The following is a 24,926-nucleotide window of genomic DNA, read 5'->3' as shown; positions in this document are numbered from 1 at the left end:
TTATGAAGGAACTAATCGAAATGATTGTTAAGCCTCTTGTTGATTTTCCGGAAGATGTTTTTGTTAATGTTACGGAAGACGATTCGCGAATTACCTATCTGCTTTCTGTTAACAAGACAGATATGGGAAAAGTAATTGGCAAGCAGGGGCGTGTTGCAAAGGCCATTAGAACTGTTGTATATGCAGCGGGATCATCACAACAAAAGAAAATTTTTCTAGAAATTGGTGAATAGCTTTTTGCATCTAGATAAAAGGGAGGAATAAAATCCTCCCTTTTTTGCTATAAAAAATGCAAAAGGGGGCCTTATTATGCAAATAATCCAAGCCGTTATCGTTAAGCAACTATTAACAGAAAATAGCAAACAACAGCTTTTCAATGGTTACCATTCCAAGAAGCTGCAGCTCCAGAAAGAGTGCGATCAGCTTCAATTCGAATTAAAACGGTTAGAAAAGTCCAAAAGCCTTTCACCGGGAACATTAAAAAAACAATTTGAAAAAGAAATTCAAATGCGCAAAGAAAAAATAAAGCTTCTTGAGTTTCAAGCGGAACAATTACATATCCTACCCTTAGGCAGTGAAATAAAGGAGAAGGAAGTTCAGGCACTTGTAGAATTAAACGTCGGTGACAAGTGGGATGAACGGTTTGGACAATCTGAAATTATCGTAAGTGACGGTGTAATAGTAGAAATTCGCTAGAGGTGTGAAAAATATGGAAAAATGGTTTAACGTTGGGAAAATAGTCAATACACAGGGGATAAAAGGTGAAGTACGCGTTATTTCAAAAACCGACTTCCCTGAGAAACGCTATAAAGCCGGGAATGTTTTATATTTGTTTATGCCAAATTCAAATACGCCATTTGAACTAACAGTCAAAAGCCACAGGACACATAAAAATTTTGAATTACTTACATTTGAAGGTTTTAATAATATCAATGAAGTTGAAAAATTCAGGGACGGAATTTTGAAAGTACCTGAATCTCAGCTTGGCATATTAGCGGAAGATGAATTTTATTATCATGAAATTATCGGCTGTCATGTTACTACAACTAATGGAGAGGAAATCGGAAAAATAGTTGAAATTCTCTCCCCCGGTGCCAATGATGTTTGGGTGGTTAAAGGAAAAGGTGGTAAGGAAGTCCTAATCCCGTATATCCATGATGTAGTCAAGAAAGTGGATGTACAAGAAAAAATCGTTATCATTGAGCCAATAGAAGGATTACTTTCATGATGCAGATTGATATTCTTACCTTATTTCCAGAAATGTTTTCCGGGGTGCTGGGACAATCAATTTTGCAGAAAGCGGCAGAGAAATCAGCGGTCAACTATAATGTCGTAAATTTCCGTGAATATGCCGATAACAAACATTCAACGGTTGATGACTATCCATATGGCGGCGGGGCTGGCATGGTATTAAAGCCGCAGCCAATCTTTGATGCGGTTGCAGCTCTGAAGGAAAAGGCAAAAAGCAGCAAACCAAGGGTGATTCTGCTTTGCCCGCAAGGCGAGCGCTATGATCAGCAAAAGGCAGAGGAACTAGCAAACGAAGAGCACTTACTATTTATTTGCGGCCATTATGAGGGCTATGATGAGCGAATCCGGGAGCATGTGGTAACGGATGAAATCTCGATTGGTGATTATGTGCTGACTGGCGGCGAGCTTGGAGCAATGGTTGTGATCGACAGTGTGGTCCGCCTTTTACCGGAAGTATTAGGAAATCAGGAATCACATCTGAAGGATTCTTTTAGTACGGGGCTTTTAGAGCATCCACACTACACTAGACCCGCAGATTTTCGCGGTATGAAGGTGCCTGATACACTGTTGTCAGGAAATCATAAATTAATTGAAGAATGGCGGAATAAAGAGGCATTACGCCGTACACTCTTAAGACGCCCGGATTTATTGGATAAAATAGAACTCACAGCAAAACAAGAAAAATGGCTAGAAGAAGTAAAAAAAGATTGCGAGTAATATTGCGAGCCTGCAATAAATATGGTATGATACTACTTGTGACTTGGGCTGATATATTTCAGTGATAGTCTTATAACGATGTTCCGCTGCAGGGTATAAGGGAATTTATGTGCATGAGCATCTGTTGGAAGGAGTTGAAAACGATGCAAAAATTGATTGAAGAAATCACAAAAGAACAACTTCGCACTGATCTTCCAACGTTCCGTCCTGGTGATACTGTACGTGTACACGTAAAAGTTGTCGAGGGTACCCGCGAGCGTATTCAGTTATTCGAAGGTGTAGTGATTAAGCGTCGTGGTGGTGGAATTAGCGAAACTTTTACAGTTCGTAAAATTTCTTACGGAGTAGGCGTAGAGCGTACTTTCCCTGTTCATACACCAAAAATTGCGAAGCTTGAAGTACTTCGTCGCGGTAAAGTTCGCCGTGCTAAGCTTTACTACTTGCGTAAACTTCGCGGTAAAAAAGCAAGAATTAAAGAGATCCGCTAATATGAAAAGGAAAGAGCTTGCTTTAGGAGCAGGCTCTTTTTTTGATACATATCTTCTTCTTTGATAGACAGAATAATCATATTGGACTCCCCGAATGCTACTGTTTTTTAAACAAATTATTAAAGTTTGATTAAAAAGGATACTCCCATCGTGTTAAATTTGTTTAAGTTATGTAAAATAAGCTGTATAAAACATTTTTTTTAATAGTGATTGGTGGGGATTGTATGACAAAAAAGAAAAATGAACTATGGGAATGGACAAAGGCCCTGTTAATTGCGGTAGCACTGGCAGCAGTTATTCGGTACTTTCTTTTTGCTCCAATAGTTGTCGATGGATTATCGATGATGCCGACATTAAAAGATCAGGATCGGATGATTGTCAATAAATTCAGTTATGAAATTGGAGAGCCCAAGCGGTTTGATATCATCGTTTTTCATGCCCCAGAGAAAAAGGATTACATCAAGCGTGTAATTGGTCTTCCTGGTGACACAGTTGAGTATAAGGATGATACGTTATATGTAAATGGAAAAGCATATAAGGAGCCTTATTTGGATCAATATAAGAAAGAGGTAGAGGATGGTCCGCTTACCGCTTCCTTTACTTTAGAAGACGTTGTAGGCCGTAAAACGGTTCCGAAAGGTCAATTGTTTGTCATGGGGGATAATCGCCGCTGGAGTAAAGATTCCAGACACATCGGAACAATTCCAATGAGTAAAGTAATCGGAAAAACAAATGTTGTCTATTGGCCGATTAAAGATGCACATATTGTTACAGTGAAATAGAACATCAAGGCGCGTACGCTTTAAAGGAGGTGGCAGCTTTGACGATCCAATGGTTTCCTGGCCATATGGCCAAGGCTCGCAGAGAGGTCACGGAAAAGTTAAAACTGGTTGACATTATTTTTGAACTGGTGGATGCGAGAATTCCGTATTCCTCGAGAAACCCGATGATTGATGAAATTATCCAGCATAAACCAAGATTAGTCTTGTTAAATAAAGCGGATATGGCAGATAAAGACGTGACAAGGGAATGGATTGACTTCTTTGCAGAAAAAGGGATAAAAGCCCTGGCAATAAATTCTCAGGCTGGAGAAGGAATGAAAACGATTGTCCAAGCCTCACATGAAATTCTTAAAGAAAAATTTGATCGAATGAGAGCAAAAGGCGTTAACCCAAGGGCGATTCGTGCGATGATTGTTGGTATTCCAAATGCAGGAAAGTCGACACTTATTAATCGTCTCGCCAAAAAAAATATCGCCAAGACAGGCAATACCCCTGGGGTAACGAAAGCACAACAATGGATTAAAGTTGGCAAAGAAATGGAATTACTTGATACACCAGGGATTTTATGGCCGAAGTTTGAAGACCAAGAGGTTGGAATGAAACTGGCTATAACTGGAGCGATTAAAGATACATTATTAAACCTTCAGGACTTGACCGTTTACTCGCTGAGATTTTTAGAACGTGCCTATCCAAAGCGTTTAAAAGAACGGTACAATCTGGAAATCCTACCTGAAAACGTTGTTGAAATGTTTGATCATATCGGTGTTCTTCGCGGCTGTTTAATGGCAGGCGGCATCGTCGATTATGATAAGGTATCGGAATTGGTGATAAGAGAGATTAGGTCAGAGAAATTTGGACGGCTTACGTTTGAACGGCCTGCCGATCTAATGAAGGAATAATGAAACTGGATGAAGCTCTCCTGGATGGGGAGCTTATTTTTTAGCCGACGGGAAAGTATAACGTTATTTCTTTCATTTTTTTACTTTTACCAGCATTTATCTCTGGTTACATTGGAACTATTCTCGTAAAATAAAAATAACGACTATGATTGATGACAAGATAAAAGGAGCGTACTTAAATGAAATACCGATCGGCTTTTGATATTATCGGTCCGGTCATGATTGGACCGTCAAGCTCTCATACAGCAGGTGCAGCTCGCATTGGCAGGGTCGCTAGGACTTTGTTTGGCAAACTTCCTAAAAAGGCGATTATCTCATTATACGGTTCATTTGCGAAAACCTATAAGGGACACGGAACAGACTTTGCGATTGTTGCAGGCCTCCTAGATCTGGATACTTTTGATGAAAGAATGCCTAAATCATTGGCAATAGCAAAGGACCTTGGTTTAGAGGTTGTGTTTCAGACGGAAGAAGCAGTAACCGATCATCCAAATACTGTTAAAATAAATCTATATGGCGGGCACGAAGAACTTGAACTGGTCGGGATTTCAATTGGCGGCGGAACCATTGAAATTACCGAATTAAACTCCTTCCCGTTAAAGTTGTCCGGCGAACATCCCGCAATCTTGGTTGTGCACCAAGACCGATTTGGAATTATTTCAGCAGTAACTAGTGTATTATCAAAATATGAAATTAACATCGGCCATATGGAGGTTTCAAGGTTGGACAAAGGGGAAATGGCCTTAATGGTCATTGAGGTCGACCAAAAAATTGAAAATATGGTGATTGAGGAATTAAGTAATCTTGCAAATGTAACGAAAATTATTCGGATGGCGGAATAGATTAATCAACATCAGGGGGCATGATCATGTTTCGAAATGTAGCGGAGCTTGTTCAACTTGCAGAAACTAATCAAGTAAAAATAGCGGAAATCATGATCCGTCAAGAAATAGAAGTATCGGGTCTTACGAGAGAAGAAGTAATCGCGAAAATGGATAAGAATTTAACAGTAATGGAACAAGCTGTGGAAAGAGGTCTTAAGGGTGTCCATTCCCATACAGGCCTTACCGGCGGTGACGCAGTGCTCATCCAGAACTATATTAAAAGCGGGAAGGCCCTTGGGGGTACGGTTCTATTAGACGCGGTCAGTAAAGCAGTGGCGACCAATGAAGTGAATGCCGCAATGGGTGTAATCTGTGCCACACCAACTGCAGGTTCAGCAGGCGTAGTGCCGGGGACTTTATTTGCTGTAAAGGAAAAATTGCAGCCGACCCGCGAGGAAATGATTGAATTTTTGTTTACAGCAGCAGCCTTCGGTTTCGTGGTTGCAAATAACGCCTCTATTTCTGGCGCTGCAGGGGGCTGCCAAGCAGAAGTTGGCTCTGCAAGCGGTATGGCGGCTGCGGCAATTGTAGAATTGGCTGGCGGCACTGCACGACAGGCTGCAGAGGCGATGGCTATCACTTTAAAGAATATGCTTGGATTAGTCTGTGACCCAGTAGCAGGGTTAGTGGAAGTCCCTTGTGTAAAACGGAATGCAATGGGCGCTTCCAATGCCATTACGGCAGCGGATATGGCACTTGCCGGTGTCACAAGTAGAATTCCTTGTGATGAAGTCATTCACGCGATGTTCTTGATTGGCCAATCGATGCCTTCCTCGTTAAGAGAAACAGCTGAGGGCGGACTGGCGGCGACACCGACAGGTAGAAGATTAGAGCAAGAAATATTTGGAAGCGGCAACACCGTTAAACTCAAAAATCTAATTATTACCTAACTAAAAAAGCACACGAATTCATTTTGATTTTCGTGTGCTTTTTTGTATATTGTAATATGACTCATGACAATGTATCATTACTACGGGTGAAAAAAATGAAAGTACTAACAATTGCAGAAGTAGAACGACAATTAGCAAATATTAAGGATGAGCAAGATCCGTTTTTGATACAAATCCTTCAAGATGAGCGCAAGGGTGTTCAACAGGTAATACAGAAATGGCGCAAAAAGATTGCGGAGGAACAGCGGTTAAAGGAAAAATTCCTTGAGATGAATACCTATGAAACTAAATGGCGATCCAATGGCTTTGAATTGATTGCAGGTGTCGATGAAGTCGGCAGAGGTCCGCTTGCAGGTCCGGTTGCTGCGGCGGCTGTCATTTTACCTGCTGACTTTTTCTTGGCTGGGATTGATGATTCTAAAAAACTATCTGAAAAGAAACGTTTGGAATACGATGCCATCATTCGCAGTGAAGCACTGGCATTTAGTGTTTCGATGATTGATGCAAACGAAATTGATGAGATTAATATTTATGAGGCCGCAAAAAAAGCAATGAAAGCAGCAATCGTATCGTTACAGCCAAAACCGGATTTTTTGCTGATTGATGCAATGAAACTAGAAATTCCCTACCCATCAGAATCGATTATTAAAGGGGATGCCAAAAGTATTTCCATCGCAGCTGCTTCAATTATTGCAAAAGTGGCTAGAGACAAGCTGATGAAGGAAATCTCGCTGGAATACCCGAGCTATCACTTTCAGCAAAATATGGGGTATGGGACAAAGGAACATATAAATGCGATTCAGCAGCATGGGATAACTCCCTATCATCGAAAAAGCTTTGCACCAATTAAAGATATTATCAAAATATAATTTTTTTGCATATTGGTGGACAAGGAATCTGTCATTATATAAAATGAAAACGGAGTCAATTTTTAGAAGAGTAAGATTTAGGAGGATGGGAAATGAATATCCATGAGTATCAAGGGAAAGAGATCCTCAAGCAATTCGGGGTAGCAGTTCCAAACGGAAAAGTGGCATTCACGGTTGAAGAGGCAGTGGAAGCGGCGAAAGAATTAGGTACACAGGTTTGTGTCGTAAAAGCGCAAATCCACGCAGGCGGACGGGGGAAAGCCGGTGGTGTTAAAGTTGCGAAAAACCTTGACGAGGTTCGTACATATGCGAATGAAATCCTTGGAAAAACCTTGGTAACACACCAAACGGGTCCTGAGGGTAAAGAAGTAAAACGTTTGCTTATTGAAGAAGGCTGTGACATCAAAAAAGAGTATTATGTTGGTTTGGTATTAGACCGTGCCACTTCACGTGTTGTGTTAATGGCTTCTGAAGAAGGCGGAACGGAAATTGAAGAGGTTGCTGAAAAGACTCCGGAGAAAATCTTTAAAGAAGAAATTGATCCAGTGATTGGCCTGCAGCCATTCCAGGCTCGTAGGATCGCCTTTAATATCAATATTCCAAAAGAGTTAGTCAATCAAGCGGTAAAGTTCATGACAGCTTTATACAACGCCTACATTGAAAAAGACTGCTCGATTGCCGAAATTAATCCGCTTGTCGTTACAGGTGATGGCAAAGTTATCGCGTTAGATGCCAAATTAAACTTTGATTCCAATGCGTTATATCGTCAAAAAGATGTACTGGCGTATCGTGACCTTGAAGAAGAGGATGCCAAAGAAATCGAGGCATCTAAATATGATTTAAGCTATATTTCCCTAGATGGAAATATCGGCTGTATGGTTAATGGTGCCGGCCTTGCAATGGCGACAATGGACATCGTTAAGCATTATGGCGGCGACCCCGCTAACTTCCTTGATGTTGGGGGCGGTGCTACAGCTGAAAAGGTTACAGAAGCATTCAAAATTATCCTTTCTGATCCAAACGTAAAAGGTATTTTCGTTAATATCTTTGGCGGAATCATGAAGTGTGATGTTATCGCAGAAGGTGTAGTAGAAGCGGCGTCGCAGGTTGGTCTAAGTGTTCCACTAGTTGTTCGTTTAGAGGGAACAAATGTTGACTTAGGTAAGAAAATCCTTTCTGAGTCAAGCATTGACATTATTGCTGCTGAATCCATGGCAGACGGCGCACAAAAAATCGTTGCATTAGTGAAATAGGATCATAAGAAAGGGGAATTAACGTGAGCGTTTTTATTAATAAAGATACAAAAGTTATTGTTCAAGGGATAACTGGTTCTACAGCCCTTTTTCATACAAAACAAATGCTTGAATACGGCACGCAAATTGTTGGCGGTACCACTCCAGGTAAAGGCGGCATGGAAGTTGAAGGTGTGCCTGTATTCAATACAGTGAAAGAAGCAGTTGAAGCTACTGGCGCAACAGCGTCCGTCATTTACGTTCCAGCTCCGTTTGCAGCAGATGCCATTATCGAAGCGGTTGATGCAGAATTGGATTTAGCAATTTGTATTACAGAACATATCCCAGTATTAGATATGGTGAAAGTAAAGCGTTATATGGAAGGCAAGAAGACTCGTTTAGTGGGTCCAAACTGCCCAGGTGTCATCACTCCTGATGAATGTAAGATTGGCATCATGCCTGGATACATCCATACTAAAGGCCATGTCGGTGTTGTTTCCCGCTCTGGAACCTTAACATACGAAGCGGTTCATCAATTAACACAAGCTGGTCTAGGCCAGACAACTGCAGTGGGTATTGGCGGCGATCCTGTTAACGGGACAAACTTTATCGATGTGCTAAAAGCTTTTAATGAAGACCCTGAAACATATGCCGTTATCATGATCGGTGAAATTGGCGGGACGGCTGAAGAAGAAGCGGCAGAATGGGTAAAAGCAAACATGACAAAACCTGTTGTCGGCTTCATTGGCGGACGAACTGCGCCTCCAGGAAAGCGCATGGGCCATGCCGGTGCGATTATTTCTGGCGGTAAAGGTACTGCAGATGAAAAAATCCGCGTCATGAACGCATGCGGCATTAAGGTAGCTGATACACCATCAGTAATGGGTGAAACCTTAATCGAAGTATTAAAAGAACAAGGCTTATATGAAAAATGTAAAACACACTGAAAAGCGGAAGGCTTCTTGAGCCGGACACACCAATATTTTACATCTAGTTAAAACAGATAGTCCCTCATAATTGAGGGGCTTTTTCTGCATGAATAATATATATTGGCTGTGTTAAAGAACATTGTTGATTTTGAGCACAATGTTGATTGGAGTGGAAGGCGCGAGACTCCTGCGGGATCAGCGGGACAGGTGAGACCCCGCAGGCGCTTTAGCGCCGAGGAGGCTCACCGCCCGCCCCGCGGAAAGCGAAGCGCCTGGAACGGAAATCAACATTCACTTTTAACACAGCCTAAATATTAAGGAGGATTCGTTTAAGATGGATGACTTTAAAGAAAAACTGATTCATTTGCTTCATTACCCAAATATCTCATGGAATACTGTTTTTCAAATGTTAAAAAAGGACCCGACACTTCAGTCCTTGTACCGGCTCCAAACCCAAACGCCGCAGCAGATTTCCTTGTTTTCACCGATTAACCGCGATAGCTCCTTTGCCAAATCTTCCATTATATCTCTTCATCCTGAAATGATTCACGAACAAATTCGCCAATATGAGACCAATGATATTACGGTCATTACGATTATCGATAAGGAATACCCTCGATATTTAAAAGAAATCTATCAGCCGCCCTGGGCTTTGTTTGTGAAAGGGGATCTATCACTACTTGATAGAGAACCAAAACTTGCTGTGGTAGGATCACGACAGGCGACACCATATGGAAAAAATGCTATTAGGTTAATCTTCCCCGAGTTAATTGACAATGGTGTGCTCGTTGTCAGCGGTTTAGCAAAGGGGATTGATGCGCTAGCGCATGAATATGCAATAAAAAATGGCGGGAAAACAATCGCAGTTATTGCTGGGGGGTTATATCATATTTACCCAAAAGAAAATATGGGACTCGCATTAGAAATGATGAAAACACAACTTGTCGTCTCGGAATATCCACCAGACACTAAACCGCTCAGATGGCATTTCCCAGCACGGAATCGTATCATTAGCGGTCTATCCAATGGGACGTTTATTATAGAAGCAAAACGGAAAAGCGGTTCACTGATAACGGCAAATTATGCAGTAAACGAGGGGCGAGATGTGTTTTCGTTGCCTGGGAGCATATTTAATCCTTATTCCATTGGAGCAAACGAATTGATTCAACATGGGGCTAAACTAGTGACCAGTGCTAAAGATATTCTAGAAGAAATCAGGTAAAACGGAGAATTAACTAGTAATCATTAAAATAAATTAGCAAAATTAGCAGGTTTTTTCTGATTATGTGGAGAAATTAGCTTAAAAAGGTTGCAATAATTTCTAATATGTTATACATTTTCCAACAGATGTTCGAAAAATAGAATATATAAAAAATGATTAAATAAACTTGTAATTAACATATATTATGAAATTTTGGGATAGGCAGTTTTGTAAAGTATTTTCTCCGCTCCAAGTTGTTATACTGGGATTTAGGAAAACTTATCAATTCGTAAGCATCTTAGAAACAGGCATTCGCCGAATTCAAGGCGCTTTAACACTTTCCCTCTTAAGGAGGATTTAAATGGCAGATTTTCTTGTAATCGTCGAATCGCCAGCAAAAGCGAAAACGATTGAACGATATTTAGGAAATAAATATAAAGTTAAGGCATCAATGGGGCATGTTCGCGATTTACCGCGGAGCCAAATGGGTGTCAATGTCGAAAATAACTTTGAACCAAAATATATAACCATTCGCGGTAAGGGTCCAGTACTAAAGGAATTGAAAACAGCAGCTAAGAAGGCCAAGAAAATTTATCTCGCAGCTGACCCGGATCGTGAGGGGGAAGCAATTGCCTGGCATTTAGCACATAGTTTAGATGTTGATATTACATCTGACTGCCGGGTAGTTTTCAATGAAATTACTAAAGATGCGATAAAAGAATCCTTTAAGCATCCCCGCCCGATTAATATGGATCTTGTTGATGCGCAGCAGGCGCGGAGGATACTCGACCGTCTAGTTGGCTATAATATCAGCCCCTTGCTTTGGAAAAAGGTGAAAAAAGGGCTGAGTGCAGGAAGGGTTCAATCTGTATCAGTGCGTTTGATAATCGACAGGGAAAAAGAAATAAAAGCTTTTACTCCAGAGGAGTATTGGACGATTGAAGGCGAATTTATAAAAGGAAATGATCAATTTAATGCAGTTTTCCATTCTTTAGCCGGCCAAGAAAAAGCTGAGCTTAAATCCGAGCAGGATGTTGAGGCGATTCTTAAGGAGCTGGATGACAACAAGTTCAAGGTCATCTCAGTGACAAAAAAAGAACGAAGAAGAAACCCCGCTCCGCCTTTTATTACTTCTTCCTTGCAGCAGGAAGCAGCAAGAAAGCTTAACTTCCGTGCTAAGAAAACGATGATGCTTGCTCAGCAGCTTTACGAAGGAATTGAATTAGGAAAAGAAGGAACAGTCGGTCTCATTACCTATATGAGGACAGATTCGACCCGCATTTCTGAAGTTGCTCAAGCAGAGGCAGCTGAATATATACAAGCAGAATATGGTGAAAGTTATTTAAAGAATGATCAGAGGAAAGAAAAAAAACAAGGAAAAGCTCAAGATGCCCATGAGGCGGTTCGACCAACGAGCACGTTCAGAGACCCGAATAGTTTGAAAGCATTTCTTTCTAGAGATCAATTTCGTTTATACAAATTAATTTGGGAGCGTTTCTTGGCGAGTCAAATGGCCCAAGCAATCATGGATACGATGAGTGTGGACTTGCAGAATGGAAATGTACTATTCCGAGCTACCGGGTCTAAAATAAAGTTTCCTGGTTTTATGAAGCTTTATGTTGAGGGCACAGATGACCAAGTAGATGGACCAGATAAAATGCTTCCGGACCTCAAAGAAGGAGATGAAGTGTTTAAAAAGGATATTGATCCTAAGCAGCACTTCACGCAGCCGCCACCGCGGTATACGGAAGCCCGTCTTGTAAAAGCGCTCGAAGAATTGGGGATTGGCCGCCCATCGACATATGCGCCAACATTGGATACAATTCAGAAGCGGGGATATGTTGCCCTTGATAATAAACGGTTTGTACCTACTGAACTAGGGGAAATCATTCATGAAGTGATGGTAGAGTTTTTCCCGGAAATCATAAACGTGGAATTTACTGCGAGGATGGAAAAGGGATTAGACTATGTTGAAGATGGAAAAATGACTTGGATAAAAGTCATAGATACATTTTACCAAGAGTTCGAGACAAATTTAAAAATAGCAGAAAAAGAAATGGAAAAAATAGAAATCAAAGATGAACCTGCTGGCGAGGATTGTGAAAACTGCGGCAGCCCGATGGTGTTTAAAATGGGCCGGTACGGAAAATTCATGGCTTGCAGCAATTTCCCTGATTGCCGCAATACAAAACCGATCGTCAAGGAAATTGGTGTTACCTGTCCTACATGTAAGGAAGGACAAATTATCGAACGTAAAAGTAAGAAAAAAAGGCTGTTCTATGGCTGTACCAGATATCCGGAATGTGAGTTTATCTCATGGGATAAACCATTACCTCGCCCCTGTCCAAAATGTGAAGGCCTGCTAGTTGAAAAGAAATTAAAAAAAGGTGTTCAGGTCCAATGTTCGAATTGTGATTACAAGGAAGAGCCGCAAAGCTAAGAGTGGGAAAGTTCCACTCTTTTTATTTTTGTAAGTATTTAAAACTTTTTTCTTTTTCATCCGTATAGTACAATGCTAGATGGACTTAAATGTGGGAAAGATATATAAATAGTACTCTTCTACTCAAAATATTACTTAACCAATGTTTATGGATGAATTTCAGGAGGTATAACATGAAAGAAATAAACGTAGTTGGTGCCGGATTGGCGGGAAGTGAAGCGGCATGGCAAATTGCAAAACGCGGCATTAAGGTGCGCCTTTATGAGATGCGTCCAGTAAAGCAGACACCAGCGCACCATACAGATAAATTTGCAGAATTGGTTTGCAGTAATTCACTCAGGGCCAATACATTGACAAATGCCGTTGGCGTCTTAAAAGAAGAAATGAGAAAGCTTGATTCCGTGATTATAGCCGCGGCTGACGAGTGTTCCGTTCCGGCAGGCGGTGCATTGGCGGTTGACCGTCATGAATTCGCTGCAAAAGTTACCGAACTGGTCAAAAACCATGAGAACGTTACTGTCGTTAACGAGGAAGTAGTCGAAATTCCTGAAGGTCATACTGTGATTGCAACAGGACCACTAACAAGTCCGCACCTCTCGGAACAGCTGAAAAGCTTAACGGGCGAGGAATACCTTTATTTTTATGATGCCGCAGCACCGATTCTGGAAAAAGAAAGTATAAACATGGATAAGGTTTATTTGAAATCCCGCTATGATAAGGGCGATGCAGCCTATTTAAACTGTCCAATGACGGAAGAAGAGTTTAATCGTTTTTATGAAGCCCTTACTCTTGCAGAGACAGTGCCATTAAAGGAATTTGAAAAGGAAATCTTTTTCGAAGGCTGTATGCCAATTGAGGTAATGGCATCAAGAGGGAGAAAGACGATGTTATTTGGACCATTAAAACCGGTTGGTTTAGAGGATCCGAAAACCGGAAAAAGGCCATTTGCAGTTATACAGCTCCGTCAAGATGATGCCGCTGGAACTCTATTTAATATTGTCGGATTTCAGACACATTTAAAGTGGGGGGCACAAAAAGAAGTTATTCAGTTAATCCCCGGACTTGAAAATGCAGAAATTATTCGCTATGGTGTTATGCACCGCAATACCTTTATCAATTCACCAAAGGTACTGGAAGCAACTTATCAATTCAAAAACCGTGAAGATTTATTCTTCGCTGGTCAAATGACCGGTGTTGAGGGATATGTCGAATCGGCGGCTAGCGGATTAATTGCCGGCATCAATGCCTCCCGATTGGTTCAAGGGATGGACCCTGTTGTATTTCCTGCTGAAACCGCTATTGGAAGCATGGCGCGTTATATCACCACGGCCAATCCTGGTAATTTCCAGCCGATGAATGCAAATTTCGGATTATTCCCAGAATTGCCAGAAAGAATAAAAGGGAAACAGGAAAGAAACCTAAAGCATGCAAACCGTGCCTTGGAAACAATTCAGAACTTTGTGAAATTTTTGTAAAGTTTATTGCAAGGGTTATCGAAGTATGTTACGATTTAGTAGCCCTTGCAAAGAAAATATTGTGATAAATGTGAATGTTTTATTAACTTTATTTATTGTGTATTTACAAACGGAGAGTAATTACTCAAAATATAGAATTGAACATTCCCAACATGCTATCAGTATTTTCTTACTTTCCATGGATGAACAACGAATATTACTTGAAAAACGTATAGTGCAAATCATCTGAGGGTATAAATGAATACAGTTTCCATAACTAAATGTCCTAGATTTATTCTTTTGTTACATATCAGTCCAAGACGCAAAAGGAAAATACTCCAAAAGGAGGGCTAGCTAAATGGGCCAATTTCATGCAACAACTATATTTGCAATCCATCATAATGGTGAATGCTCCATGTCAGGTGATGGTCAAGTTACATTTGGCAATGCTGTAGTGATGAAGCACACAGCAAAAAAGGTTAGAAAGATATTTAATGGAAAGGTGCTGGCCGGCTTTGCCGGTTCTGTTGCCGATGCGTTCACCCTCTTTGAACTTTTTGAAGGAAAATTAGAGGAATTTAATGGTAATCTTCAAAGAGCAGCTGTCGAGCTTGCGAAGGAGTGGAGGAGCGATAAAATCCTCAGAAAGTTAGAAGCCATGCTAATTGTCATGAATAAGGACTATTTGCTGCTCGTATCCGGAACTGGTGAGGTTATCGAACCTGACGATGGTATTCTCGCAATTGGCTCTGGGGGAAATTACGCATTAGCTGCAGGGCGTTCATTGAAAAAATATTCAGGAGAACATTTATCTGCGAAAGAAATAGCGAAAGCTTCTTTAGAAATAGCTGCTGAAATTTGTGTATACACGAACCACAATATCATCGTGGAAGAGCTATAACGGGAAGGAGATTAATAACTATGGGAAGTACAACTAATTTAACCCCGCGCCAAATTGTAGAAAAGCTTGACCAGTATATTATTGGACAGAAGGATGCAAAGAAGGCGGTAGCGGTAGCACTAAGGAACCGATATCGAAGGAGCTTATTGAATGATAAGCTTCGGGAAGAAATCATTCCAAAAAATATTTTGATGATTGGACCGACCGGGGTTGGGAAAACAGAAATTGCCAGAAGGATTGCCAAGCTCGTCGGTGCCCCGTTTATTAAGGTAGAAGCTACTAAATTTACAGAAGTTGGTTATGTTGGCCGTGATGTTGAATCAATGGTTAGAGATCTTGCGGAAACATCTGTTCGTTTAGTAAAAGAGGATCGAATGCAGAGTGTAAAAGAACGGGCCGAGGCAAATGCCAACGGCAGGCTTGTTGATTTACTCGTTCCTACAGCAAAAAAAGCATCCAACTATAAAAATCCGCTGGAAATGTTGTTTGGGGGCGGAAATTCCACTGAAGAGCAAGAGACACATCAGGAAGATTACTCGGTTCAGGAAAAACGGAAGATTGTCAAAGAGAAATTAGCTTTGGGTGAATTAGAGGATGAAATCGTTACGGTAGATGTCGAGGAGCAGGCGCCATCCATGTTTGATATGCTTCAAGGCTCGGGAATTGAACAAATGGGTATGAATATGCAGGATGCGCTCAGCAACTTTATGCCGAAAAAACGCAAAAAGAGAAAATTAACTGTTCGGGAAGCAAGAAAGGTATTAACAAGCGAAGAAGCTGCAAAGCTCATTGATATGGATGAAGTAACATCTGAAGCCATTTATCGTGCCGAACAGACAGGGATTATTTTTATTGATGAAATTGATAAAATTGCTAGCAAAAATTCTGGCGGCTCCTCTGCCGATGTATCAAGAGAAGGTGTCCAAAGGGATATCCTGCCAGTTGTAGAAGGTTCGACAGTCGTAACCAAATATGGTTCGATTAAAACAGATCATGTTCTATTTATCGCGGCAGGAGCATTTCATATGGCAAAACCGTCTGATTTAATTCCTGAACTTCAAGGGCGTTTTCCAATTCGCGTGGAATTAACGAAGCTGACTGTTGATGATTTCTTTAGAATCTTGATTGAACCGGATAATGCCTTAATTAAGCAATACCAAGCATTATTGGAAACAGAAGGTATACAAATTGAATTTTCTGACGATGCTATTCGTAGAATCGCTGAAATAGCATTCGAAGTGAATCAAAATACAGATAATATTGGTGCAAGACGTCTTCATACGATATTAGAAAAGCTTTTAGAAGACTTGTCTTTTGAAGCTCCTGATATTTCATTGGCGAAAGTCGCAATTACACCACAGTATGTAGATGATAAGCTTGGTGCTATTTCTAAAAATAAAGATTTAAGCCAATTCATCCTTTAGGAACAGGACTCCTTCACCTGATTATATGGTAGGACGTTTGAAGCATATATAGCTATTACATCAAAAAAACAATAAATTTAATAATGGTTTTAGTCAATTAGGAGGAAGAAACACGATGGATTTACTATCAAAAACGAGAAAAATTAATGTATTATTGCAAAAAGCCGCTGGAAAGCCAGTTAATTTCAAGGAAATGTCTGAGACTTTAAGTGAGACGATTGAAGCGAATGTTTATATTGTCAGCCGCCGCGGGAAACTTTTAGGCTTTTCCATTTATCAGCAAATTGAAAACGAACGAATGAAAAAAATGTTCGAAGACCGTCAATTTCCTGAAGAGTATACAAATGGGTTATTTAATATTCAAGAAACTTCATCAAATCTTGATGTCGAAAGTCAATATACCGCTTTTCCAGTAGAGAACAGAGAGCTATTCCGTGAAGGATGGACAACAATTGTTCCGATGATTGGCGGCGGGGAGCGTCTCGGCACATTAATCCTTGCAAGACTGCATGAAAAATTCCAAGATGATGACCTTATTCTTGCTGAATACGGTGCAACAGTTGTAGGAATGGAAATTTTACGAGAAAAATCAGAAGAAATTGAAGAAGAAGCTAGGAGCAAAGCGGTTGTTCAAATGGCAATCAGTTCATTATCCTATAGTGAGTTAGAAGCAATTGAACATATTTTTGAAGAACTAAATGGCCATGAAGGCTTATTGGTTGCTTCAAAAATCGCGGACCGCGTTGGTATTACCCGTTCGGTCATTGTTAATGCGTTAAGAAAGCTTGAGAGCGCAGGCGTAATTGAATCTCGTTCCCTTGGTATGAAAGGAACATATATCAAGGTCTTAAACGACAAGTTTCTAGTAGAACTTGATAAACTAAGATCTAAATAATAATTAATCCTCAGGCATGCCTGGGGATTTTTTTATAAGTTCAGCTTGATTGTTTATAGTACATGTGCTATATTATTTCATGGTGTTAATACACACGCTCTTTGATTTAAGCAGATGGTGCTGTTCATGACAGTTTCTGTTTAAAAATGAGAAGAGCGGAGGAAAACAAACCATTAGGAGGAATAAACATGTCAGTCATTTCTATGAAGCAATTGCTTGAAGCTGGTGTACACTTCGGACACCAAACTCGCCGTTGGAACCCGAAAATGAAGAAATATATCTTCACAGAGCGTAACGGTATCTACATCATCGACCTTCAAAAAACAGTTAAAAAGGTTGAAGAAGCATACAACTGGGTAAAGGAACTTGCTGGTAACGGCGGAACAGTTCTATTTGTTGGTACAAAGAAACAGGCTCAAGATTCTGTTAAAGAAGAAGCAGGCCGTTCTGGTATGTACTATGTTAACCAACGCTGGTTAGGTGGTACATTAACTAACTTTGAAACAATCCAAAAGCGTATTGCCCGCTTAAAAGATATCGAAAGAATGTCTGAAGACGGTACTTTCGAAGTATTACCGAAAAAAGAAGTTGTTCAATTAAAGAAACAACAAGAACGCCTTGAAAAATTCTTAGGCGGGATCAAAGATATGAAACAGCTTCCTGATGCACTTTTCATCATCGACCCTCGTAAAGAGCGCATCGCAGTTGCAGAAGCTAAGAAATTAAACATTCCTATCGTAGGTATTGTTGATACAAACTGTGATCCAGATGAAATCGATGTAGTGATTCCAGCGAATGACGATGCGATTCGTGCGGTTAAGCTTTTAACAGGTAAAATGGCAGATGCCATCCTTGAAGCAAAACAAGGCGAAGAAGTTCAAGCATAAGCAAGACAATTCCAAGTAGTGATTTCATGAAAAGGTGATAAGAGGGAGACCCTTTATCACCTTTTTTTAAAGAATAGTTTATCTTAACGTTCATTGGCAAAGATATGAATACATAGAAATTTAAGGAGGAAAAAAATTATGGCAGTTACTGCGCAAATGGTAAAAGAACTTCGTGAAAAAACGGGTGCAGGTATGATGGATTGTAAAAAGGCACTTACAGAAACAAATGGTGATATGGAAAAAGCAATTGATTTCTTACGCGAAAAAGGAATCGCAAAAGCTGCTAATAAAGCGGACCGTGTTGCAGCTGAAGGCTTAACTTCTATCTTAACAGCAGGGAATGATGCTGTTATTCTTGAAGTAAACTCTGAAACGGACTTTGTTGCGAAAAACGAAGGTTTCCAAACACTTGTGAAAGAACTTGCTGAACATCTTATTAAAAACAAACCTGCAACTGTTGAAGAAGCGACAGCGCAAACAATGGAAAACGGTGCAATTGTTGCCGACCATATCAACGCTGCAATTGCTAAAATTGGAGAAAAACTTTCACTTCGTCGTTTTGCTGTTCTGTCAAAAACAGATAATGATGCATTTGGCGCTTACCTTCATATGGGTGGACGCATCAGCGTGCTATCCGTTCTAGAGGGGACTACAGATGCCGATGCTGCTAAAGATGTATCGATGCACATCGCTGCGCTAAGACCAAAATATGTTTCTCGTGATCAAGTATCACAAGAAGAAGTTGAACGTGAGCGTCAAGTGTTAACAACACAAGCTCTTAACGAAGGCAAGCCTGAAAATATCGTTGCTAAAATGGTAGAAGGTCGTCTTGGAAAATACTTTGAAGATGTATGTGTCCTTGACCAAACTTTCGTTAAAAACCCTGATCAAAAAGTGCGTCAATTTGTTGAATCTAAAGGTGCAACTTTACGCGAATTCGTACGTTACGAAGTAGGCGAAGGCATCGAGAAGCGTGAAGATAACTTTGCTGAAGAAGTTATGAACCAAGTAAACAAACAATAGTCAAATATTCTCTAACTTAAAAAAAGAAGTTAAAAGGGAATGTTACTGTAATAGGTTTTTGAATAGGGGACACGGTGTGTTCCCTATTTTTAAGATAAATTTTATACATATGGAGGTTTATATGAGCGGTCCTAAGTACAAACGCGTGGTTTTAAAATTGAGCGGGGAAGCACTTGCAGGTGAATCGAGCTTTGGAATTAAACCTTCTGTCATCAAATCGATTGCGATTCAAGTAAAGGAAATAGCAGAGCTCGGAGTTGAAGTTGCAGTTGTTGTTGGCGGCGGCAACATTTGGCGCGGGAAAATCGGCAGTGAAATGGGTATGGATAGGGCAACTGCCGATTATATGGGCATGCTGGCTACGGTCATGAATTCTTTAGCACTTCAAGATAGTTTGGAGAATTTAGGGATTGAATCCCGGGTGCAAACATCCATTGAAATGCGCCAGGTTGCGGAGCCTTACATCAGACGTCGTGCCATTAGGCATCTAGAAAAAAAGCGAGTTGTCATTTTCGCGGCAGGTACAGGTAACCCTTATTTTTCTACAGATACAACGGCTGCTTTAAGAGCAGCAGAAATTGATGCGGAAGTCATTTTAATGGCGAAGAACAATGTGGATGGGGTCTATTCTGCCGACCCGCGGATTGATGCGAATGCTACGAAATACGAAGACCTATCATTCCTGGATGTTCTTAAGGAAGGCTTAGCGGTCATGGATTCAACTGCTTCTTCCTTATGTATGGATAATGATATCCCACTCATTGTTTTCTCAATTATGGAACAAGGAAATATTAAAAAAGCCGTTATGGGCGAAAAAATTGGAACTATCGTTAGGGGGAAAAATTAATGCCAAAACAAGTCATCTCTACTACAAAGGATCGAATGACAAAAGCGATTCAGTCTTATTCACGCGAGCTTGCCAGCATCCGTGCCGGAAGAGCGAGTGCTTCATTGCTTGACAGAATTACGTTTGATTATTATGGTGCACCTACACCTGTTAACCAAATGGCGGGGATTTCTACACCGGAAGCTAGACTGCTTGTTATTCAGCCATATGATAAATCCATCCTTGGTGATATTGAAAAAGCAATTCTTAAGTCTGATTTAGGATTAAATCCTTCTAATGACGGGATGGTCATTCGTCTTGCGATACCACAATTGACAGAAGAGCGCCGCAAGGAACTTGTGAAATTAGTTAAAAAAGAATCTGAAGAAGCTAAAGTTGCTGTCCGTAACATTCGCCGTGATGCCAATGATGATTTAAAGAAGTTGGAGAAAAATGGCGACATTACCGAGGATGCTCTTCGCGGCTATTCTGATGATATTCAAAAGTTAACAGACGATAATATTACGAAAATTGATCAAATCACCAAAGATAAAGAAAAAGAAATTTTAGAAGTGTAAATTGCTTCCGGATTTCCGGATTTCTAGTAAGAACCCTCTTCTTAGGGGGTTTTTTTCACTATTGTTAAACCTTTTTCAATTTGTATATATTGCATTGGACTTTCTCTGATTTACTATTCTTCATTTCTTTAATTTTACATAAGTTATTTAGTAGAGATATCTTCTAGCTTTTTTGGTATGATAAGAGCATGCTACCCTGACATTCCTTTACATTACATCAGACTGGGTTTGCTGGAAATGATTTATTATCGGAGGAAATGATTAACTAATTGAGGAGCAATGTTATGTTTAAAAAATTTTGGCTTGGGAAGAACCCAAAAGATTCTTCTACACTCCGAGATAAAATAGAAGAAATAAAAAAAATGCCTGTTCCTAATCATGTGGCAATTATTATGGATGGCAATGGACGGTGGGCAAAGAAACGGGCGTTGCCACGAATTGCCGGCCATCATGAAGGTATGAAGGTTGTCCGGAAAACAACGATGCTGGCAAATAAGCTAGGAATCAAAACGCTAACATTATATGCTTTTTCGACTGAAAACTGGAAGCGTCCAAAAAATGAAGTGGAATATATCATGAGGCTGCCAGAAGAATTTTTAGGTACATTTCTTCCTGAATTAGTTGAGAACAATGTTCAAGTGAAAATGATGGGTTATAAAAATCAGCTTCCAGTACATACCTTGCATGCAATTGAAAAAGCTATAGAAGAAACAAAACATAATAATGGACTAGTCTTAAACTTTGCCTTGAATTATGGAAGCAGGTCGGAAATTCTCGATGCCGTTAAGCAAGTCTTAAATGATTGCAATAATGGCATACTGAAGGAAACAGAACTAGACGAAAAAGCCTTTTCATCTTACATGATGACGGCTAATTTTGCTGATCCAGACCTATTAATCCGGACTAGTGGTGAAATACGTTTGAGCAACTTTATGCTCTGGCAATTGGCTTACTCCGAACTTTGGTTTACAGATGTATTATGGCCTGATTTTAGTGAGGAACATTTGCTGGAAGCAATAGAAACCTTCCAAAATCGCCAGCGTAGGTTTGGCGGTTTATAGAACAAAAAAAGGTGTTGAACTATTAGATGAAGCAAAGAATCATAACAGGAGTCGTTGCTGCGGCATTATTTTTGCCGATTGTTTATTATAGTGGAATTCCTCTTGTACTTTTAACGTATTTTTTGGCGACTATTGGCTTGTATGAGTTATATAAAATGAAAAACCTAAGCATCTTTTCCGGTCACGGATTATTATCAGTCTTGTTTCTTTGGGCCCTCCTTTTCCCTGAGAAATATAAGCATGTCCTAGATACTTTCTATTATTCAAAAACAGAGCTGTGCATTGTGTTTATACTCTTATTATTAGCTTATACCGTGATCACAAAGAATCGATTTACATTTGAAGACGTTTCATTCTCTATCCTTTCCGCACTTTATGTGGGCATTGGCTTTTACTTTTTCTTTGAAACAAGGGTAGAGGGTGGACTTGTCTATATTTTATATTCCTTATTTATGATTTGGGCGACAGATTCAGGGGCTTACTTTATCGGGAAAGCATTGGGAAAGAGAAAGCTTTGGCCGGAAATCAGTCCTAACAAGACGGTTGAAGGATCAATCGGCGGTGTCGTATGTGCAGTCATTGTAGCAGTTTTATTTGTATTATTCACTGATATTAAAGGCTCGATAATCGGAATAACAGTGGTACTTTCTGTGTTCGGACAAATTGGGGATTTAGTTGAATCAGCATTTAAGCGTCACTTTAACGTAAAAGATTCCGGTAAAATATTACCCGGTCATGGTGGAATCCTCGATCGCTTTGACAGCTTATTATTTGTCTGGCCATTATTGCACTTTTTCCACCTTTGGTAATAAAGTGAATGTGCTTTACTTTTTAGGAGTTGAAATTTGTGAAAATTATTAGTTTAATGGGAGCATCAGGGTCGATTGGCACTCAGACATTAGATGTAATTCGAGAGCATCCAACAGAATTTAAATTAGCTGCCATTTCCGTAGGTAAAAATATAGAAATGGCACGAAAAATTATTGGAGAATTTCAGCCCGAGCTTATTTCTGTACAAGATTATCATGACTGTAATACATTAAAAGCAGAATTCCCACATATAAAGTTTACGTATGGTAATGAAGGACTAATCGAAATTGCGGTTTATGAAAAAGCAGACATTCTTGTTAATGCCGTTCTTGGCAGTGTTGGTTTAAATCCTACTTTACAGGCAATTGAATGCGGAAAAACAATTGCAATCGCAAATAAAGAAACACTTGTTACGGCAGGCCATTTAGTTATGGATGCCGCCAAAAGGAATAATGTTTCGCTGCTTCCAGTTGATAGTGAGCATTCCGCTATTTTTCAAGCATTACAAGGAGAAAAAGAGAAAAATATTGAAAGATTAATTTTAACTGCTTCAGGGGGCAGCTTTCGTGATCGCTCCCGGAAAGAATTAGAAAATGTAACAGTCCAAGAAGCATTAAACCATCCCAATTGGTCAATGGGTGCGAAAATCACAATAGATTCCGCAACCATGATGAACAAAGGATTGGAAGTAATTGAGGCTCATTGGCTGTTTCAAATACCTTATGAAAAAATTGATGTACTGCTCCATAAAGAGAGTATCATTCATTCGATGGTTGAATTTCATGACAGCAGTATTATTGCTCAATTAGGAACACCTGATATGAGAGTGCCGATTCAATATGCACTTACATACCCGGATCGGCTTCCGCGTTTGTCCGCCAATCGGCTGGACTTGGCGCAGATTGGCAAACTGCACTTTCAAGTAATGGATGTTGACAGGTTCCGCTGCCTTCATTTTGCTTATATCGCTGGTAAAGAAGGTGGAACGATGCCAACTGTTTTGAATGCTGCTAATGAAGCAGCAGTCGCAGCATTTTTAGAGGGGAAGATTCGTTTCTTACAGATTGAAGATTTGATTGAGAAGGCATTAAGCAAACATCAAACCATAGCGCACCCAAGTTTAGCTGTAATCCAAGAGGTAGATAAAGAAACGAGACATTTTGTACATTCACTTCTATAAAAAAGGTGGTTTTATTTTTGAGTACAGTTATAGCCTTTATTGTTATTTTTGGCGCACTCGTCTTCTTTCATGAACTAGGTCATTTCATTTTCGCAAAACGGGCAGGGATCCTTTGCCGCGAATTTGCAATCGGTATGGGTCCTAAAGTGTTCACGCATAAAAAAGGAGAAACCACCTATACGATTCGATTATTGCCAATTGGCGGGTTTGTCCGTATGGCAGGCGAAGATCCAGAAATGGTTGAAATTAAGCCGGGATACCGGATTGGCCTTTTGCTTGACAAGGAAGAAAAAGTAGAAAAAATAATCCTTAATAATAAAGAAAAGTTCCCCAATTGCCGGATTGTAGAAGTGGAGCATGCGGATATTGAACGGGAATTAGTCATAAAGGGTTTCCCGGAAGATGAAAATGAAAGCTTACGAACATTTTCCATTCATCCACAGGCGGTTATCGTTGAAAATGGCGTGGAATCACAAATTGCTCCAATTGACCGGCAATTTGGTTCAAAAACATTATGGCAACGATTCTTGGCGATTTTTGCTGGTCCGATGATGAACTTTGTTCTTGCCTTCTTTGTGTTTATTATCATCGCTTTACTGCAGGGTGTACCTTCAAATGAACCCAAATTGGGTGTAATAACCCCTGATGGTGCTGCCAAAGCTGCAGGGCTTAAGCAAGATGATGTCGTCCAGAGTATTAATGGCTCTGAAATTTCGAGCTGGTCAGATGTTGTTGAAATCATTCGAAAAAACCCAAATAAAAAACTTGATTTTGCAGTCATTCGTGATGGCACTGAAACGGAAATTCCTGTTACACCGCTCGAGAAAATAGTTGAAGGCCAGAAAATGGGGATCATCGGTGTTTACAGCCCCGTCGAAAAATCTCCGGTGCAAGCTGTTAAATCCGGATTCACTGAAACCTATTTCTGGACAAAGCAAATTTTTGTCATGGTTGGTAAGCTTGTAACCGGACAGTTTTCAATCGATGCGTTATCTGGTCCTGTTGGAATATACAATTCAACTGCTGAGGTAGCCAAATCAGGAATTTATTACTTAATGAAATGGGCCGGGATTTTAAGCATTAACTTAGGGATTATGAATCTGTTGCCTATCCCTGCTCTTGATGGTGGAAGATTAATGTTTTTTGCTGTCGAAGCAGTGCGCGGGAAACCAATTGACCGTCAAAAGGAAGGAATGGTTCACTTTATCGGATTCGCTCTCCTTATGCTGCTGATGCTTGTTGTTACCTGGAATGATATACAAAGATTTTTCTTATAATAACGTAAGGGGCCGTGACTACGGCCCC

At 40.2% G+C, this 24,926-nt stretch carries 26 protein-coding genes; all 26 read left to right on the top strand.

Going from position 1 to position 24,926, the window contains the following annotated elements; translation table 11 throughout:
- Positions 1-2: 2 nt before the first annotated feature.
- The 26 genes from ACFVSW_RS22625 (at position 3) to rseP (ending at position 24,898) form a co-directional block, all read left to right on the top strand.
- Positions 3-233, top strand: coding sequence for a KH domain-containing protein (locus ACFVSW_RS22625; protein WP_387318868.1), 231 nt, complete (start codon positions 3-5; stop codon positions 231-233).
- 76 nt (positions 234-309) lie between these two features.
- Positions 310-696 (top strand): YlqD family protein, encoded by a 387-nt coding sequence (locus tag ACFVSW_RS22620; RefSeq protein WP_387318867.1) that lies wholly within the window; start codon positions 310-312, stop codon positions 694-696.
- 13 nt (positions 697-709) lie between these two features.
- Positions 710-1,228 carry a ribosome maturation factor RimM gene (gene rimM, locus ACFVSW_RS22615; protein WP_387318889.1) on the top strand — a complete coding sequence of 173 codons (519 nt, stop codon included), beginning with the start codon at positions 710-712 and terminating at the stop codon, positions 1,226-1,228.
- The gene (gene trmD, locus ACFVSW_RS22610) at positions 1,228-1,968 is read left to right on the top strand and encodes a tRNA (guanosine(37)-N1)-methyltransferase TrmD (protein WP_387318888.1); all 741 of its coding nucleotides are present in this window, start codon (positions 1,228-1,230) and stop codon (positions 1,966-1,968) included. The genes rimM and trmD overlap by 1 nt, the downstream gene beginning before the upstream one ends.
- Positions 1,969-2,111: 143 nt before the next feature.
- Positions 2,112-2,456, top strand: a complete 345-nt coding sequence (gene rplS, locus ACFVSW_RS22605; protein ID WP_066085305.1) for a 50S ribosomal protein L19 — start codon at positions 2,112-2,114, stop codon at positions 2,454-2,456.
- Between the two features lie 224 nt (positions 2,457-2,680).
- A complete protein-coding gene (gene lepB / locus ACFVSW_RS22600) occupies positions 2,681-3,238 on the top strand; it encodes a signal peptidase I (protein WP_387318866.1) in 558 nt (185 codons plus the stop codon).
- 38 nt (positions 3,239-3,276) lie between these two features.
- Positions 3,277-4,137 carry a ribosome biogenesis GTPase YlqF gene (gene ylqF / locus ACFVSW_RS22595; RefSeq protein ID WP_387318865.1) on the top strand — a complete coding sequence of 287 codons (861 nt, stop codon included), beginning with the start codon at positions 3,277-3,279 and terminating at the stop codon, positions 4,135-4,137.
- 179 nt (positions 4,138-4,316) lie between these two features.
- Positions 4,317-4,979, top strand: coding sequence for an L-serine ammonia-lyase, iron-sulfur-dependent subunit beta (gene sdaAB / locus ACFVSW_RS22590; protein ID WP_387318864.1), 663 nt, complete (start codon positions 4,317-4,319; stop codon positions 4,977-4,979).
- Between the two features lie 26 nt (positions 4,980-5,005).
- On the top strand, positions 5,006-5,911 hold the full coding sequence (gene sdaAA, locus ACFVSW_RS22585) for an L-serine ammonia-lyase, iron-sulfur-dependent, subunit alpha (protein WP_387318863.1): 906 nt from the start codon (positions 5,006-5,008) through the stop codon (positions 5,909-5,911).
- A 95-nt stretch (positions 5,912-6,006) separates the two neighbouring features.
- On the top strand, positions 6,007-6,780 hold the full coding sequence (locus ACFVSW_RS22580; RefSeq protein ID WP_387318862.1) for a ribonuclease HII: 774 nt from the start codon (positions 6,007-6,009) through the stop codon (positions 6,778-6,780).
- A gap of 92 nt (positions 6,781-6,872) precedes the next feature.
- Complete coding sequence (gene sucC / locus ACFVSW_RS22575; RefSeq protein WP_387318861.1) at positions 6,873-8,033, top strand: ADP-forming succinate--CoA ligase subunit beta; 1,161 nt, start codon at positions 6,873-6,875, stop codon at positions 8,031-8,033.
- Between the two features lie 23 nt (positions 8,034-8,056).
- Positions 8,057-8,959: a succinate--CoA ligase subunit alpha gene (gene sucD / locus ACFVSW_RS22570; protein WP_387318860.1), complete on the top strand. Its 903-nt coding sequence runs from the start codon at positions 8,057-8,059 to the stop codon at positions 8,957-8,959.
- Between the two features lie 316 nt (positions 8,960-9,275).
- Positions 9,276-10,163: a DNA-processing protein DprA gene (dprA, locus tag ACFVSW_RS22565; RefSeq protein ID WP_387318859.1), complete on the top strand. Its 888-nt coding sequence runs from the start codon at positions 9,276-9,278 to the stop codon at positions 10,161-10,163.
- A gap of 340 nt (positions 10,164-10,503) precedes the next feature.
- Positions 10,504-12,582: a type I DNA topoisomerase gene (gene topA / locus ACFVSW_RS22560; RefSeq protein WP_387318858.1), complete on the top strand. Its 2,079-nt coding sequence runs from the start codon at positions 10,504-10,506 to the stop codon at positions 12,580-12,582.
- Positions 12,583-12,755: 173 nt separating this feature from the next.
- Entirely contained in the window at positions 12,756-14,057 is a 1,302-nt protein-coding gene (gene trmFO / locus ACFVSW_RS22555) for an FADH(2)-oxidizing methylenetetrahydrofolate--tRNA-(uracil(54)-C(5))-methyltransferase TrmFO (protein WP_387318857.1), read from the top strand.
- A 337-nt stretch (positions 14,058-14,394) separates the two neighbouring features.
- On the top strand, positions 14,395-14,937 hold the full coding sequence (gene hslV, locus ACFVSW_RS22550; RefSeq protein WP_387318856.1) for an ATP-dependent protease subunit HslV: 543 nt from the start codon (positions 14,395-14,397) through the stop codon (positions 14,935-14,937).
- A 20-nt stretch (positions 14,938-14,957) separates the two neighbouring features.
- The gene (gene hslU, locus ACFVSW_RS22545) at positions 14,958-16,361 is read left to right on the top strand and encodes an ATP-dependent protease ATPase subunit HslU (protein ID WP_387318855.1); all 1,404 of its coding nucleotides are present in this window, start codon (positions 14,958-14,960) and stop codon (positions 16,359-16,361) included.
- Positions 16,362-16,476: 115 nt separating this feature from the next.
- Positions 16,477-17,256, top strand: a complete 780-nt coding sequence (gene codY, locus ACFVSW_RS22540; protein WP_387318854.1) for a GTP-sensing pleiotropic transcriptional regulator CodY — start codon at positions 16,477-16,479, stop codon at positions 17,254-17,256.
- Positions 17,257-17,444: 188 nt separating this feature from the next.
- Positions 17,445-18,143 (top strand): 30S ribosomal protein S2, encoded by a 699-nt coding sequence (gene rpsB / locus ACFVSW_RS22535; protein ID WP_024026817.1) that lies wholly within the window; start codon positions 17,445-17,447, stop codon positions 18,141-18,143.
- Between the two features lie 138 nt (positions 18,144-18,281).
- On the top strand, positions 18,282-19,166 hold the full coding sequence (gene tsf / locus ACFVSW_RS22530) for a translation elongation factor Ts (RefSeq protein ID WP_387318853.1): 885 nt from the start codon (positions 18,282-18,284) through the stop codon (positions 19,164-19,166).
- A 121-nt stretch (positions 19,167-19,287) separates the two neighbouring features.
- Complete coding sequence (gene pyrH, locus ACFVSW_RS22525) at positions 19,288-20,013, top strand: UMP kinase (RefSeq protein WP_387318852.1); 726 nt, start codon at positions 19,288-19,290, stop codon at positions 20,011-20,013.
- Positions 20,013-20,570 carry a ribosome recycling factor gene (frr, locus tag ACFVSW_RS22520; protein WP_387318851.1) on the top strand — a complete coding sequence of 186 codons (558 nt, stop codon included), beginning with the start codon at positions 20,013-20,015 and terminating at the stop codon, positions 20,568-20,570. Before pyrH ends, frr begins: the two co-directional genes overlap by 1 nt.
- A 284-nt stretch (positions 20,571-20,854) precedes the next feature.
- On the top strand, positions 20,855-21,631 hold the full coding sequence (locus ACFVSW_RS22515) for an undecaprenyl pyrophosphate synthase (RefSeq protein WP_387318850.1): 777 nt from the start codon (positions 20,855-20,857) through the stop codon (positions 21,629-21,631).
- A gap of 26 nt (positions 21,632-21,657) precedes the next feature.
- Positions 21,658-22,440, top strand: a complete 783-nt coding sequence (locus tag ACFVSW_RS22510) for a phosphatidate cytidylyltransferase (RefSeq protein ID WP_387318849.1) — start codon at positions 21,658-21,660, stop codon at positions 22,438-22,440.
- Positions 22,441-22,478: 38 nt separating this feature from the next.
- A complete protein-coding gene (gene dxr / locus ACFVSW_RS22505) occupies positions 22,479-23,621 on the top strand; it encodes a 1-deoxy-D-xylulose-5-phosphate reductoisomerase (RefSeq protein WP_387318848.1) in 1,143 nt (380 codons plus the stop codon).
- Positions 23,622-23,638: 17 nt separating this feature from the next.
- Complete coding sequence (gene rseP, locus ACFVSW_RS22500) at positions 23,639-24,898, top strand: RIP metalloprotease RseP (RefSeq protein WP_387318847.1); 1,260 nt, start codon at positions 23,639-23,641, stop codon at positions 24,896-24,898.
- Positions 24,899-24,926 lie beyond the last annotated feature (28 nt).

This window comes from Neobacillus sp. NPDC058068, assembly GCF_042885335.1.
GTDB lineage: Bacteria > Bacillota > Bacilli > Bacillales > Cytobacillaceae > Neobacillus.
Note: the sequence above shows the minus strand (reverse complement) of the source record. Positions and strands in the feature narration are given on the sequence as shown.